General features: G+C 71.0%; 13 protein-coding genes and 1 pseudogene. 2 read left to right on the forward strand and 12 right to left on the reverse strand.

Going from position 1 to position 14820, the window contains the following annotated elements; genetic code table 11:
• Positions 1 to 18 precede the first annotated feature (18 nt).
• Positions 19 to 789, forward strand: coding sequence for a 6-phosphogluconolactonase (pgl, locus tag AB0B98_RS31785; RefSeq protein ID WP_357367426.1), 771 nt, complete (start codon positions 19 to 21; stop codon positions 787 to 789).
• A gap of 17 nt (positions 790 to 806) precedes the next feature.
• Here pgl and AB0B98_RS31790 read toward each other — a convergent pair whose 3' ends face one another.
• The 8 genes from AB0B98_RS31790 to rapZ form a co-directional block, all read right to left on the reverse strand.
• On the reverse strand, positions 807 to 1148 hold the full coding sequence (locus AB0B98_RS31790; RefSeq protein WP_124853953.1) for an RNA polymerase-binding protein RbpA: 342 nt from the start codon (positions 1146 to 1148) through the stop codon (positions 807 to 809).
• A 140-nt stretch (positions 1149 to 1288) separates the two neighbouring features.
• Positions 1289 to 1549, reverse strand: coding sequence for a preprotein translocase subunit SecG (gene secG, locus AB0B98_RS31795; RefSeq protein ID WP_238668369.1), 261 nt, complete (start codon positions 1547 to 1549; stop codon positions 1289 to 1291).
• A 96-nt stretch (positions 1550 to 1645) separates the two neighbouring features.
• Positions 1646 to 2437: a triose-phosphate isomerase gene (gene tpiA / locus AB0B98_RS31800; protein ID WP_238668360.1), complete on the reverse strand. Its 792-nt coding sequence runs from the start codon at positions 2435 to 2437 to the stop codon at positions 1646 to 1648.
• Positions 2438 to 3637, reverse strand: coding sequence for a phosphoglycerate kinase (locus AB0B98_RS31805; RefSeq protein WP_238668359.1), 1200 nt, complete (start codon positions 3635 to 3637; stop codon positions 2438 to 2440). It abuts the gene before it with no gap.
• Positions 3634 to 4638, reverse strand: coding sequence for a type I glyceraldehyde-3-phosphate dehydrogenase (gene gap, locus AB0B98_RS31810; RefSeq protein WP_088988543.1), 1005 nt, complete (start codon positions 4636 to 4638; stop codon positions 3634 to 3636). The genes AB0B98_RS31805 and gap overlap by 4 nt, the downstream gene beginning before the upstream one ends.
• Before the next feature lie 267 nt (positions 4639 to 4905).
• Positions 4906 to 5886, reverse strand: coding sequence for a DNA-binding protein WhiA (gene whiA / locus AB0B98_RS31815; RefSeq protein ID WP_030491583.1), 981 nt, complete (start codon positions 5884 to 5886; stop codon positions 4906 to 4908).
• A 54-nt stretch (positions 5887 to 5940) separates the two neighbouring features.
• The gene (locus tag AB0B98_RS31820; RefSeq protein ID WP_357367429.1) at positions 5941 to 7005 is read right to left on the reverse strand and encodes a 2-phospho-L-lactate transferase CofD family protein; all 1065 of its coding nucleotides are present in this window, start codon (positions 7003 to 7005) and stop codon (positions 5941 to 5943) included.
• The gene (gene rapZ, locus AB0B98_RS31825; RefSeq protein WP_112588408.1) at positions 7002 to 7874 is read right to left on the reverse strand and encodes an RNase adapter RapZ; all 873 of its coding nucleotides are present in this window, start codon (positions 7872 to 7874) and stop codon (positions 7002 to 7004) included. The genes AB0B98_RS31820 and rapZ overlap by 4 nt, the downstream gene beginning before the upstream one ends.
• A gap of 366 nt (positions 7875 to 8240) precedes the next feature.
• On the opposite strand from rapZ, the gene recQ reads away from it, so the two are divergent.
• Positions 8241 to 10085, forward strand: a complete 1845-nt coding sequence (gene recQ / locus AB0B98_RS31830; RefSeq protein ID WP_357367431.1) for a DNA helicase RecQ — start codon at positions 8241 to 8243, stop codon at positions 10083 to 10085.
• Positions 10086 to 10147: 62 nt separating this feature from the next.
• On the opposite strand, the gene AB0B98_RS31835 is transcribed toward recQ, so the two are convergent.
• The 4 genes and pseudogenes from AB0B98_RS31835 to AB0B98_RS31850 all read right to left on the reverse strand — a co-directional run.
• On the reverse strand, positions 10148 to 10810 hold the full coding sequence (locus tag AB0B98_RS31835; RefSeq protein ID WP_357367433.1) for a C39 family peptidase: 663 nt from the start codon (positions 10808 to 10810) through the stop codon (positions 10148 to 10150).
• A 1141-nt stretch (positions 10811 to 11951) separates the two neighbouring features.
• On the reverse strand, positions 11952 to 13940 hold the full coding sequence (gene uvrC / locus AB0B98_RS31840) for an excinuclease ABC subunit UvrC (protein WP_357367434.1): 1989 nt from the start codon (positions 13938 to 13940) through the stop codon (positions 11952 to 11954).
• A gap of 182 nt (positions 13941 to 14122) precedes the next feature.
• Positions 14123 to 14608 carry a Rieske (2Fe-2S) protein gene (locus AB0B98_RS31845; RefSeq protein ID WP_357367436.1) on the reverse strand — a complete coding sequence of 162 codons (486 nt, stop codon included), beginning with the start codon at positions 14606 to 14608 and terminating at the stop codon, positions 14123 to 14125.
• Between the two features lie 13 nt (positions 14609 to 14621).
• A pseudogene (locus tag AB0B98_RS31850) lies at positions 14622 to 14820 on the reverse strand (hypothetical protein); the annotation flags it as partial.

The following is a 14820-nucleotide window of genomic DNA, read 5'->3' on the forward strand; positions in this document are numbered from 1 at the left end:
GGAAACGAAGGCGCAACCATGAGTGAGGCGAGTGTCGCCGTGCACGCCGACGCCGACCTGCTGGCGCAGGCAGTGGCGGCCCGGTTGCTGGTGAAGCTGCTCGACGCCCAGGCCGACCGGGGCGAAGCCTCGGTGGTGCTCACCGGAGGTCGGGTCGCCGCGGCCGTGTACCGGGCGGTGGCGACGCTGCCGGCCCGCGACGCTGTTGACTGGTCCCGGGTCGACGTGTGGTGGGGTGACGAACGGTTCCTGCCCGCCGGTGATCCGGACCGCAACGAGACGCAGGCCCGCGCCGCCCTGCTGGACGTGGTGCCGCTGGATCCGGCCCGGGTGCACGCGATGCCGGCCTCGGACGGCCCGGCCGGCAACGACCCCGAGGCGGCCGCTGCGGCGTACGCGGAGGAGCTGGCCCGCGCCGCCCGGCCCGGGCACGCCACGGTGCCGCACTTCGACGTGCTGATGCTGGGCGTCGGCGAGGACGGCCACGTGGCCTCGGTCTTCCCCGAGCACCCGGTGGGCTACGAGACCCGGCCGGTCAGCGCGGTGCGGGGCAGCCCCAAGCCGCCGCCGACGCGGACCACCCTCACCCTGCCGGCGATCAACACCGCCGAGGAGGTCTGGCTGGTGGCCGCCGGCGCCGACAAGGCTCGCGCTGTGGGTATGGCGTTGGCCGGCGCCGGGCCGGTGCAGTTGCCGGCGGCCGGCGTGCGCGGCGTGAACCGCACCCGCTGGCTGCTGGACCGGGCTGCCGCTGCCGACGTGCCCGTCCGCCTGCGCAGTCTGCGCTGAGCGCGGGAAGGAGCCCGCTACTCGCCGCGTCGACGGCGTAGTGCGGCGAGCGCCTCGGCGAGCAGGGCCTCCCCCTCCTCGGCGGTGCGCCGCTCCTTCACGTACGCCAGGTGGCTCTTGTACGGTTCGGCGCGGACCCGACCCGGGGGGTTCTGGGCGTCCCGGCCGGCGGGTAGGCCACAGCGGGGGCAGTCCCACAGGGGTGGCGGTTCGACGTCCGCGGCGATCCTGATGTCGACCCGGTGGTCGTTACGGCACCAGTAGGTGACGTCCTGTCGGGGGGCGGGTTGGTGCCGCTCGTCCGGGCGCATCGGTGCGGACCCGACCCGGGCTCCCCGGATAACGTTGCCATTCGGCACGGCTGCTCGCTCCTGTCGTCGGAGGGGACCCGCCGTCTTCGGGGGTGGAGCGGCGGGCGACGCGGTGCAGCGGAGAAAAGCCTGCGCGCGGCCCGTCGAGTGACGAACCGCGCGCAGATTGTACGACTTGCTGAGCCTGCTCAGGTGCCGCTGTTCATTTGGAGGCGCAGCCAGAGCCCGAGGCCGACGATGGCGGCGAACCAGACGACGCTCACCAGAACGGTGTAGCGGTCCAGGTTTTTCTCCGCGACCGAAGAGCCGGCGAGGCTGGAGCTGACGCCACCGCCGAACATGCTCGACAGACCGCCACCCTTGCCACGGTGCAGCAGGATCAGCAGGGTGAGCAGAATGCTCGTGATGACCAGCAACACGATCAACGTGTATGCGAACCAGATCGGCATGGCTGGGGTCAGTTCCTCTCGTAGCGATCCTCGCCCGGTCTGATCGGGCACGGCGGCACCGACCGGCGGACGGGCGGTGTCAAGGATACCGAGCGATCAGCGGGCGAGGTGCTCCGGGAACCGGCAGATCTGAGCGAATTCCTCGGCGTCCAGGCTGGCGCCCCCCACCAGGCCCCCGTCCACGTCCGTTTGGGCCATGATCGAGGCGACGTTGGACGCCTTGACCGAGCCGCCGTAGAGGACCCGGACCTGGTCGGCGGTCTCCTGGTCGAAGCGTTCCGCCAGTCGCTGACGCACCGCCCCGCAGACCTCCTGGGCGTCGTCCGGGGTCGCGGTCTTGCCCGTGCCGATCGCCCAGACCGGCTCGTACGCGATCACGACCTGCCGCACCTGCTCGGGGGTGAGCCCGGCGAGGCCCCCGTCGAGCTGGTCGGAGCAGTGCGCCACGTGGGTGCCCTGCTCGCGAATGTCCAGCCCTTCCCCCACGCAGAGGATCGGCGTCAGGCCGTGCGTCAGCGCCGCCTTGACCTTGGCATTGACCAGCGCGTCGTCCTCGTTGTGATAGGCCCGCCGCTCGGAGTGCCCGACCACCACGTACGTGCAGCCGAGCTTGGCCAGCATCGGCCCGGAGATGTCCCCGGTGTACGCGCCGGACGCGTGCGGGGAGAGGTCCTGCCCGCCGTAGCCGATCAGCAGCTTGTCCCCGTCCACCGCGGTCTGCACGGTGCGCAGGTCGGTGAAGGGCGGCAGCACGACCGTCTCGACGGCGGTGAGCTGCTTTTCGGTGAGGCTCGCCGCCAGCTTCTGCACCAGCAGGTTGGCCTCGAGGTGGTTGAGGTTCATCTTCCAGTTGCCGGCCATCAGCGGCCGGCGGGTGGTGCTCGACATTCAGTTCTCCAGGGCCGCGATGCCGGGGAGGGTCTTGCCCTCGAGGTATTCCAGGGAGGCGCCACCACCGGTGGAGATGTGCCCGAAGGACGACTCGTCCAGCCCCAGTGCACGGACGGCCGCAGCGGAGTCACCGCCGCCGACGACGCTGAACGCGTCGGCCTTGGTGATCGCCTCGGCGATCCCCCGGGTGCCCGCCGCGAAGGCCGGCATCTCGAACACGCCCATCGGGCCGTTCCAGAAGATCGTCTTCGCCTGGGACAGCGCGGCGCTGAAGCCCGCCACCGTCTCCGGGCCGACATCCAGGCCGAGCCGGTGGCTCGGGATGCCGTCGACCCGCACCGTGTCGTGTGCCGCGTCCGGAGCGAACGCGTCCGCGACCACCACGTCGACCGGCAGCATGATCTTGCCGCCGGACCGCTCCAGCAGGTTGCGGCAGGTGTCGACCATGTCCTTCTCCAGCAGCGAGGTGCCCACCTCCAGGCCCTGGGCCTTGAGGAAGGTGAAGCACATCCCGCCACCGATGAGCAGCCGGTCGACAGTGGGCAGCAGAGCCTCGATCACGGCGAGCTTGTCGGACACCTTCGACCCACCGAGCACCACCACGTACGGGCGCTCAGGGTCAGCGGTGAGCTTGGAGAGCACCTCGACCTCACGCAGCACCAGCCGGCCCGCGACGTGCGGCAACCGGGCCGGCACGTCGAAGACGCTGGCGTGCTTGCGGTGCACGGCACCGAACGCGTCGTCCACGTACGCGTCGCCGAACGCGGCGAGCTGATCGGCGAAGGCGCCCCGCTCCGCCTCGTCCTTGCTGGTCTCACCGGCGTTGAAACGCAGGTTCTCCAGAAGGGCGACCTGGCCGTCGGCCAGGTCCGCGACGGTGGAGCGGGCCGACTCACCCACGGTGTCGGTGGCGAAGTGCACCGGCGCGCCAAGCAGCTCACCGAGCCGCCCGGCGACCGGGCCCAGGCTGAACTGCGGGTCCGGAGCGCCCTTCGGGCGGCCCAGGTGCGAACAGACGACCACCTTCGCGCCGGCCTCGACCAGCGCGCCGAGAGTCGGCAGCACCGCGCGGATCCGGCCGTCATCAGTGATGGCACCGGTCTGCTTGTCGAGCGGGACGTTCAGGTCGGCGCGCACCAGCACGCGCCGACCCGACACCCCCTCGGCGAGCAGGTCGTCGAGGGTCCGGATGCTCACAGCGACGAACCGACCAGCTTGACGAGGTCGACCAGCCGGTTGGAGTAGCCCCACTCGTTGTCGTACCAGCCGACGACCTTGACCTGGTTGCCGACGACCTTGGTCAGCGGCGCGTCGAAGATGCACGACGCCGGGTCGGTCACGATGTCAGTGGAGACGATCGGGTCCTCGTTGTAGACCAGGATGCCCTTGAGCGGGCCGTCCGCGGCGGCCTTCAGCGCGGCGTTGACCTCGTCCACGGTGGTCTCGCGACCCACGTTGACGGTGAGGTCGGTGACCGAGCCGGTCGGGATCGGCACCCGCAGGGCGTACCCGTCGAGCTTGCCCTTGAGGTCCGGCAGGACCAGGCCGATCGCCTTGGCGGCACCGGTCGAGGTCGGCACGATGTTCAGCGCGGCGGCCCGGGCACGACGCAGATCCGAGTGCGGCGCGTCCTGGAGGTTCTGGTCCTGGGTGTACGCGTGGATCGTCGTCATCAGACCGTGCTGGATGCCGAACGTGTCGTGCAGGACCTTCGCCATCGGGGCGAGGCAGTTGGTGGTGCACGAGGCGTTGGAGATGATGGTGTGCTTCGCCGGGTCGTAGGTGTCGTGGTTGACACCCATGACGACGGTGACGTCCTCGTTCTTCGCCGGGGCGGAGATGATGACCTTCTTGGCCCCGCCGTCGACGTGCGCCTTGGCCTTGGTGGCGTCGGTGAAGAAGCCAGTCGACTCGATGACGACGTCGGCGCCGACCTCGCCCCACGGCAGCTTCGACGGGTCCTTCTCGGCGTACGCCTTGATGGTCTTGCCACCGACGGTGATCTCGTCGGCGGTGGCCTTGACCTCGTACGGCAGGCGACCGAGGATGCTGTCGTACTTGAGCAGGTGGGCGAGCGTGCCGTTGTCGGTCAGGTCGTTCACCGCCACGACCTCGATGTCGGCGTCGGACGCCAGCACTGCCCGGAAGAAGTTACGGCCGATTCGGCCAAAGCCGTTGATGCCAACCCGGATGGTCACAGGTCCCATCTCCTCGCGTTCTGGTCCGCCGGCTTCAGACAACGGGCCGGCGGGAATGGTGTGCGCCGACCGTTGGAGCCGGCCGTCGACGGTTCATCTCGGCCACCCCGCCGCGCGGTCTGAGGACCTGACCGCCCGAGGCGGTGGGCACGACGAGAAGTGCCGGGTGTCGGCCCCCTTGCCGTACTCAGCGACCTTATCCGAGCGTGCGAGACCACGCTGCGCCGGGTCGTGCTCCCGGGCGCACCGTGCGGCCCCACCGTCCTATCAGACCACGAGCATGTCGGGCGTGACTGCCGCTTCGGTATCCGGGATGCCAAGGTCGCGGGCTCGCTTGTCGGCCAGCGCCAGGAGCCTGCGGATCCGCCCCGCGATGGCGTCCTTGGTCAACGGGGGGTCGGCCAGGGCCCCCAACTCCTCCAGCGACGCCTGCCGGTGCTCCAGACGCAGCCGACCGGCGTCGGTCAGGTGGTTGGGCGCCTCTTCGGCGAGGATCTCCAGCGCACGGGTGACCCGGGCGGCGGCGGCGACCGCGGCCCGCGCCGAGCGGCGTAGGTTGGCGTCGTCGAAGTTGGCGAGCCGGTTGGCGGTGGCCCGCACCTCGCGGCGTACCCGGCGCTCCTCCCAGGCCAGCACGCTGGAGTGCGCGCCGATCCGGGTGAGCAGCGCGGCGATCGCGTCACCGTCCTTGACGACCACCCGGTCCACCCCGCGTACCTCACGGTTCTTCGCGGTGATGCCGATGCGGCGGGCCGCGCCGACCAGCGCCAACGCCGACTCCGGCCCCGGGCAGGTGATCTCCAACGCGCTGGAGCGGCCAGGCTCGGTGAGCGAGCCGTGCGCCATGAACGCGCCCCGCCACGCGGAGACCGCGCAGCAGACGTTGGCCGCCACCACGTGCGGGGGAAGCCCACGCACCGGGCGACCCCGCACGTCGAGCAGGCCGGTCTGCCGCGCCAGGGCCTCGCCGTCCTTGACCACCCGCACGATGAAGTGGCTGCCCTTGCGCAGCCCACCGGAGGCCAGCACGTGGATCTCGCTGGGGTAGCCGTAGACCTCGGCGATCTCCCGCCGCAGCCGCCGGGCCACCGCCCCGGTGTCCAGTTCAGCCTCCACCACAACGCGGCCGGAGACGATGTGCAGCCCGCCAGCGAAGCGCAGCAGCGCGGCCATCTCCGCCCGCCGACAGCAGGGTTTGGGCACGTCGACCCGACTCAGCTCGTCCTTGACCGCGGCCGTCATCGCCATTGTGCGTCCCCTCACGGACCTGTTCCGGCGTGTCGCCGGAGATTACGTACGTGTCTAACGATCGGCACCCAGGACAGGCACCAGCGCGGCGCCCAGGGCAGCCGGATCATGGCGGGGAGTCCCGTCGACAACGGCGACGGGGGCGAGGACCAGGCGGGCACCCAGCGATTCTGCCGCACGTTCGACCGGTTCGGGGTCACCCACCGCCTTGGCATCGGCGAGCACAAGATCCACCTTGAGTTCGGGCAGGTACCAGTGCAGCGCCGCGAGATGATCGGCGACGGAGAGCCCGAGGGTCTCCTTCTCCGCGGCGAGGTTCAGCGTGACCAGCCGCCGGGCCGAGGTGGACACGATAGCGTCGGCCAACTGCGGCACCAGCAGGTGCGGAAGCACACTCGTGTACCAACTGCCCGGTCCGAAGATCAACCAATCGGCGGCCCGGATCGCCTCGATGGCCTCGGCGCACGCCGGTGGGGCGCTCGGCGTGAGACGCAACGACTCGACCCGCCCGGTGGTTACGGCCACCTGGTGCTGGCCACTGACAGTGCGCACCTCGTCCGGGGCGGCCGGGTCGGCACCGCGTACCCGCGCCTCGATGCCGACCGGTTGGCGGGACATCGGCAACACCCGGCCCACCGCGCCGAGCATCGCCCCGGCGTGCTCCAGCGCGGCCACCGGGTCGCCGAGCAGCTCCATGAGGCCGCAGAGCATCAAATTGCCCACCGCGTGCCCGGTCAGACCGTCGGTGCCGGCCGACGCCCCGTCGGTGCCACGCGGGGCTGTGCCGTCCCGGTCCGGGCCGCTCGCCGCCGGCCCCGGGCCGGTCCCGCCAGTTCCGGGTACGCCCACCGGTACGGCGGCGAAGCGGTGCTGGAACAGCCCGGCGCTACGCCTGGTCGCCGGGTGGTCCCCGGCCAACGCCACCAGCGCCTGACGCAGGTCTCCCGGCGGCAGGCCACCCCGCTCGGCCCGCAGCCGACCACTGGAGCCACCGTCGTCACCCACAGTGACCACCGCTGTGATGTCGAGGTCGAGTTCGGGAGCGCAGTGGCGCAGCGCACGCAACGAGGCGGACAGGCCGTGCCCGCCGCCGAACGCCACCACCCGCCGGGCCGTCATTCCCGCCCCAGGTCGCGGTGCTGGGCGTTCGCCGCCAACCCGGAGTGACGCAGTCGGCTGGCCAGCTCCTCGGCGATGGCCACGCTGCGGTGCTTGCCGCCGGTGCAGCCCACGGCGACCGTGAGGTACCGCTTGCCCTCCCGCTCGAAGCCGGTCGTGGTGGCGTTGACCAGGTCGGCGTACGAGGCGACGAAGGCGTCCGCGCCCTCCTGGCCCAGCACGTACGCGCTGACCGCCTCCTCCCGCCCGGTGTGCTCACGCAGCTCCGGCACCCAGTACGGATTGGGCAGGAAGCGGGCGTCCAACACGAAATCAGCGTCCGGTGGCAGGCCGTACTTGAAGCCGAACGACAACACAGTCACCCGCAGCCGGCGGGCGTCCTCGCCGCCGAACAGCTCCTCGATGCGGCGCCGGAGCTGGTTGACGTTCAGGTGGCTGGTGTCGATGATCACGTCGGCCTGGTCACGGGCCTCCTCCAGCAGGCCGCGCTCCACGGCGATGCCGTCGGCCAGCCGCCCGTCACCCTGCAACGGATGCGAACGCCGAACGCTCTCGAACCGCCTGATCAGCACCTCGTCGTCGGCGTCGACGAAGACCACCCGGGGCGAGAATCCGCGCTCCTTGAGCTCCCGGATCGCCCCGGCCAGGTCCGTGGAGAAGGCCCGTGACCGCACGTCCAGCACCATGGCGGTACGACGGGCCGCGCCGCCCGCCTTGAACGCCAACTCGGCCATGTCCAACATCAGGGCCTGCGGCAGGTTGTCCACGACGTAGTAGCCGACGTTCTCCAACGCCCGGGCCACAGTGCTGCGGCCACCCCCGGAAAGGCCGGTGACCACCACCAGGGTGGTCTCCGACTCAGCCGCCATCTGCTCGTCATCAGCATCCGGGCCGTCGATCCGGTCACCGGCTGCGCGCGCCTCGCTCACCCGTACCCCCAAGCCGTGGCGCCGCGGCCGCCCTCGGCCGCGATTGGTCAATCAGCGACTCTATCCCGCCACCCGGTCGCGGCCCGGCACCCGTGGCCGGACGGCGGCCGCTGACCATTTCGACTGTCGCCCTCCCGACGCGGCGGCCACCGCCTTCCGCATGGGCAACAAGGCCCGCTACATCGAGCCCCGCCGCGCGGCCTGGCGCACAGGTCCAGCCAGCCCGGCTGACCGCTCGCCCGTCCGGCCCACCCGACCCGGGTGCGCCGGACGGGCGCTGTCGGCGTCGGCTCGTAGACTCCCCGGATGGCTTCTCCCACCGACCTGCGTACCGCCTCCGACGCCCTGGACGTGCTGGGCCGGGTCTTCGGCTACGACGCGTTCCGTGGCTTCCAGCAGGACGTGATCGACCATGTGGTCGGCGGCGGCGACGCGCTGGTGTTGATGCCCACCGGTGGCGGCAAGTCCCTGTGCTACCAGATCCCGGCCCTGGTCCGCGACGGGGTCGCCGTCGTCGTGTCCCCACTGATCGCGCTCATGCAGGACCAGGTGGACGCCCTCACCGCGGTCGGCGTACGCGCCGGGTTCCTCAACTCGACCCAGACCCTGGACGCCCGGCGACGGGTCGAGACCGCCTTCGTCGCCGGCGAGCTGGACCTGCTCTACCTGGCCCCGGAGGCGCTCGGCGTCCGATCCACCCTCGCCCTGCTCGACCGGGGCCGCATCTCCCTGTTCGCGATCGACGAGGCGCACTGCGTGTCCCAGTGGGGGCACGACTTCCGCCCCGACTACCTCGCGCTGTCGATGCTGCACGAACGCTGGCCGCAGGTGCCCCGCATCGCCCTGACCGCCACCGCGACCAGCGCCACCCGCACCGAGATCGCGACCCGACTCAAACTCGACGACGCCCGGCACTTCGTGGCCAGTTTCGACAGGCCCAACATCCAGTACCGGATCGTGCCCAAGCGCGAACCCCGCAAACAGTTGCTGACCCTGCTGCGCGACGAGCACCCCGGCGACGCCGGCATCGTCTACTGCCTGTCCCGTGCCTCCGTCGACAAGACGGCGGAGTTCCTCACCGCCAACGGGGTCGCCGCGCTGCCGTACCACGCGGGGCTGGACGCCGGCACCCGCGCTCGCAACCAGCAGCGCTTCCTGCGCGAAGACGGCCTGGTCATGGTGGCCACCATCGCCTTCGGCATGGGCATCGACAAGCCCGACGTGCGGTTCGTCGCCCACCTCGACCTGCCCAAGTCCGTCGAGGGCTACTACCAGGAGACCGGCCGCGCCGGCCGGGACGGCCTGCCGTCCACCGCCTGGCTGGCGTACGGCCTTCAGGACGTGGTCCAGCAACGCAAGATGATCGAAACATCCGACGGGGACCTCGCCCACCGCCGCAACCTGGCCGCGCACCTGGACGCGATGCTCGCCCTCTGCGAGACGGTGCGCTGCCGGCGGGTCCAACTGCTCGAATACTTCGGCGAGACGACGACGGCCGCCTGCGGCAACTGCGACACCTGCCTCACCCCACCGGAGTCCTGGGACGGCACCGTCGCCGCCCAGAAGTTGCTCTCCGCCATCTTCCGCCTCGACCGCGAACGCAACCAGCGCTTCGGCGCCGGGCACTGCATCGACATCCTGCTCGGCAAGCAGACCGACAAGATCAGCCAGTACGGTCACGACTCGCTGACCGTCTTCGGCATCGGCTCCGAGCACAGCGAGGCCGAGTGGCGGGGCGTGGTCCGGCAACTGCTCGCCGAAGGGCTCCTCGCCGTGGAGGGCGACTACGGCACGCTGGCGCTCACCGAGGCGAGCGCCGACGTCCTCGCTCGCCGCCGTACGGTCACCATGCGCCGCGAGCCGGAGAAGCCGGCATCGAGCCGCTCATCGAAGCCGCGCGGCGCGTCCACAGTCGTGGCCGAGCTGACCCCGGCCGCCGCGTCGCTGTTCGAGCGCTTGCGGGCCTGGCGGGCGACCACCGCCAAGGAGCAGGGCGTCCCGGCGTACGTCATCTTCCACGACGCCACGCTGCGACAGATCGCCAGCGACGCGCCCAGCACGCTGGCTGACCTGGCCCGGGTCAGCGGGGTCGGCGAGAACAAACTCGCCAAGTACGGCGAGCACATCCTGGCCGTCCTCGCCACCGACTGAGGTCATGCTGAAGGGCCGGACCCTGTGGGGGTCCGGCCCTTCGGCGTGTGCGTGGGTGGGTGTCAGCTGGTGGCGTAGCCGCGGGTGGCGATCCAGTCGGCGAGGTGCTCGACGCTGATCCAGTAGGCGGCGGTGTTCGGGTCGGCGGAGTCGGCGATCTTCACCGTGTCTCCGTTGTCGCGGTACCCGACGACGCTGATGTAGTGCCCGCCCTCGTAGGAGTGGCTCACACCGTCGGTGTCGGTGCTGGTGCCGGCGATGTTCGCGACCACGGCCCTACCGTCGTCAACGGTCTTGACGATGTCGGCGCGCAGCGTGTCGGTCTGCTTGGCGTCAGCGTCGCGGGTGCTGATCTCCACCGACCGGTACGCGTCACCCTTGCCGGTTTCCTTGTTCAGCACGGGGGTGATGTCGTTGATGGAGTTGGTGCCGGCCTCGGTGGTGCCCATTTCCTTGGCCATGTCGTCGACGTTGATGTTCTTGCCCTGCACACTCAGGGCGTTACGGGTCGCGGCGGGCCCGCAGTAGTAGAAGTTCGGCTGCGCCTCGTAGCGCACACCCAACTCCCGCTCACCGTGGCCGCCCTTGCGGTCGGTCTGCGTCTGCGTGGCCGGCTTGCCGGTGGGTGCGGCGAAGGCGGTGGTGACGGGGCCGGCGATGGCGCCTGCGGTGAACGCGAGGCCGGCGGCGGTCAGAGTGGTCTTACGGATCAGATCGGTACGCATGATGGCGTGCTCCTCTGCATCGGGGGTGTGCCCGCACCACCTCGGGGGTGGGTGGTGGTGCGGGGGAGGTTCTTGCCCGGCGACCCGCAACGAGGGGTCGGCGTCGGGACAGGGTGTAACCGTTCGCGGCGGCAGGTCATTCCTGCCCGCGGGGGTCGGCCGTTGTGGTGCTCGGCCGTGCGGGGGATGTAACCGGGCCGGCCTGGCGGGTGTTCCCGGCGACTGCCATGCCCGGCCGCTGTGGGGCTCGGCCGTTCCGGGGGTGTAACTGGGGCCGGCCTGCGGGTTGTTCCCGCCGGCTGTCTCCGACGGGAGGGCCCGGCAGGGTCGGCGCACCATGACCCGGACTGTTGCGGTGGTCTGCCAGGTATAACGACCCGGCCCGGCCCACGATTCCGCCACGGGGGTACCCCCGACCACCCGACACCAACCGTCAAACCCGACAAACCACCCACCCTACCGGCCCGGCGAACCCCGACACGGCGCCCACACGACGTGATCCACTCGGGTTCACGGAAAACGCGGTGTCCCGGCGCCCGGGACACCCCGACTTCATGAAACGCGAGTGGATCAAGCCGTTCTGTGCCGTTCGCCCGCCCTAACCGGCCCGAGGCGGGACAGCGCCGGACGACGGGCCGGAACGAAACGCGGCCAAACCAAACGCCGCCAAACCAGACGGGGCCGGACGAAACGGGCTAGACGAGACGGGGCTAGACGAGACGGGGCTAGACCAAACGCCGCCCTACCAAAACGCCGCCCGACCAAAACGCCGCCAGACGAGACACTGCCCGGGCGGAGGCGCGGGGCGGAGGCGCGGGGCGGAGGCGCGGGGCGGAGGCGCGGGGCGGACTGACCGACTAGGGGGAGCGCACACTACGGAACCCGGCGGCCCGCTAGATCGTGCTCGATCCAGGAAACAGGCCCCTCCCCACGCAACGAGGCCACTACATCCAGGAACGAGCACGATCATGCGGGGCGCGACCGCCCGTCAAGGGGCGAGCGTGGACAGCCAACGTGAGCCGAGGGCCGCCTCCTGCCGGCCGGGCAGCCGGGCAGCCGGGCAGGCAGGCAGGCAGCCGGGCAGCCGGGCAGGCAGGCAGGCAGCCGGGCAGCCGGGCAGCCGGGCAGCCGGTGGCAGTGTTCAGGTGCTCGGCTTCGCCTCGGCGCCGTCGACGGCCTTCGTGTCCGTGTCCAGGGCGGCCAGGATCGCCTCGGCGGTGCGCCGACCCACACCAGGCACCTCGGTGATCTCTTCAACCGTTGCGGCCGAGAGTCGCTTGAGCGAGCCGAAGTGCCGCAGCAGCGCCTTGCGACGCACCTCGCCCAGGCCGGGTACGTGGTCCAGCGCCGACTCGGTCATCCGCTTGGAGCGGCGCTGCCGGTGGAAGGTGATGGCGAACCGGTGGGCCTCGTCACGCACTCGTTGCAGCAGGTAGAGCCCTTCCGAGGTGCGCGGGAGGATGACCGGGAACTCGTCGTCCGGAAGCCACACCTCCTCCAGCCGCTTGGCCAGCCCGCACAGGGCCACGTCGTCGATGCCCAGGTCGGCGAGGGCCTGCGCGGCGGCCGCGACCTGTGGGGCACCGCCGTCGACGACCACCAGTTGCGGCGGGTACGCGAATTTTCGTGGCCGGCCGGTGGTCGGATCGATCAGGACGCCGACCTGGGGCTCGGCCGCGTCCTGGGGGGCGGCCGTGTCGTCGGCCGACTCCACGCCCACCTCGCCCGTCTCGGCTCTCGCGTCGAGGTAGCGGGCGAAGCGGCGACGGAGCACCTCTGACATCGCGGAGAGGTCGTCGGTGGCGCCCCGGACGATGAAGCGCCGGTACTCGCTCTTGCGGGGCAACCCGTCCTCGAAGACCACCATGCTGGCGACCACGTCGGTGCCCTGGATCTGGGAGATGTCGAAACATTCGATGCGCAGCGGCGACGTGCCCATGCCCAGCGCCTCGCTGATCTCGTCCAGTGCCTTGCCCCGGGTGGTCAGGTCGCCGGAGCGCTTGAGCTTGTGCCGGGCCAGCGCGTCCTTGGCGTTGCGTTCCACCGTCTCCATCAGTGAGCGTTTGTCGCCTCGCTGCGGCACCCGCAGCGACACCCGACTGCCCCGGTGGTTGGACAGCCATTCGGCCAGCGCGTCGGCGTCCGCGGGCAGCTCGGGGACCAGCAGTTCCCGAGGCACGTCGGCTTCGCCGTGCTCGCCGCCGTACACCTGGGTGCAGAAGTGGTGCACCAGGTCCCCGGTGGTCAGGTCCTCGGTCTTCTCCACCACCCAACCGCGCTGGCCGCGGACCCTGCCGTCGCGGACGTGGAAGACCTGCACAGCCGCCTCGAGCGGGTCGTCGGCGAACGCGACGACGTCCGCGTCGGTGCCGTCGCCGAGCACCACTGTCTGCTTCTCCATGGCCCGGCGCAGCGCGGCCACGTCGTCGCGCAGCCGGGCGGCCCGCTCGAACTCCAGCTGCTCGCTCGCCTCGGTCATCTCACGTTCGATCTTGCGGACCATGGTGTCGGTGCGCCCGGCCATGAAGTCGCAGAACCCGTCGACGATGGCCCGGTGTTCGTCGGCGGAGACGGTGCCGACGCACGGCGCCGAGCACTTGCCGATGTAGCCCAGCAGGCAGGGACGACCGACCTGGCCGGCCCGCTTGAACACCCCGGCGGAGCACGTCCGCGCGGGGAAGACCCGCAGCAGCAGGTCGAGGGTCTCCCGGATGGCCCAGGCATGCGAATAGGGACCGAAGTAACGCACGCCCTTGCGCTTGGCGCCGCGCATCACCTGGAGCCGGGGGTACTCCTCGTCGAGGGTGACGGCGAGATAGGGGTACGACTTGTCGTCGCGGTAGCGGACGTTGAACCGCGGGTCGTACTGCTTGATCCAGGTGAACTCCTGCTGGAGCGCCTCGACCTCGGTGCCGACGGTGATCCAGTCCACCGACTCGGCGGTAGTGACCATCTGCCGGGTGCGCTCGTGCAGGTTCCAGACGTCGCCGAAGTAGGAGTTGAGTCGGCTGCGCAGATTGCGCGCCTTGCCGACGTAGATCACCCGGCCGGTGCCGTCGCGAAAGCGGTAGACCCCCGGTAGCTCCGGGATGGTGCCGGGTGCGGGGCGGTAGGTCGAGGGGTCAGCCACGCCAACAAGCCTAGTCCGCAGCACCGACAGCCCACCGCAGGCGTGATCCACTCGGCGCCCCGGAAGTCGGGGTGTCGGCACACCGCTGACACCCCGACTTCCGAGACGTGAGTCGATCCTGCGACGTCGGGCTGACCGGCCGCTCAGCGTGCGGCCGGCCAGCCCGCCGGCTCCGCTTCGGATCAGGCCAGCGAGATCTGGTCGCCGGTGACCTTGATGTCCTTGGGTGGCAGCGGCTTGGTGGCCGGGCCGGCCTTCACCGAGCCGTCCTCGATCGAGAACTTGCTGCCGTGGCAGGTGCAGTTGATGGTGCCGCCGTCGACGTTGGTCACCGGGCAGTTCTGGTGCGTACAGATCGGGCTGAAGCCCTTGAACTCACCGGCCGTGGGCTGGGTGATGACCACACCTTCGGCGGCGAGGACCTTGCCCCCTCCGACCGGGATGTCGGCGGTGGTGGCCAACGACTGGGCATTCTGCCGGTCGCCGCCGCCGGCGTCACCAGTGCTGGGCACTGCGGGGCCACCACTGGTGGGTGCGCCGCTGCCGCTGCCGCCGTCGTCGCTGCCGCAGGCAGCCAGGACGACGGCCGCGCCGACCGCCCCGACGCCGGTGAGCAGGGTACGACGTGTCTGCGTACCCGGACCGGTCAGCGCCTGATCGTCACTCATGCCTCGCCTCTCTCTAGCCCGCTGCCGGTCGATAGCCGGCCACACTTCTCCACACGGGCAACTGTGCCGGATGGTTCATCTCGGCACTCGTCCGACCCGGCAAATGGGGCGGGGCGGTGAGGACGTTCAACCGGTGGTGCGCGCGGGGGCCGGCGCTCCACAGCACCTCGCGGGTCAGCCCCGCGGCCACTACCAGGCCGAGCAGCAGGGCG

This window comes from Micromonospora sp. NPDC048947, assembly GCF_040649495.1.
Taxonomy (GTDB): Bacteria; Actinomycetota; Actinomycetes; order Mycobacteriales; family Micromonosporaceae; genus Micromonospora; species Micromonospora alfalfae.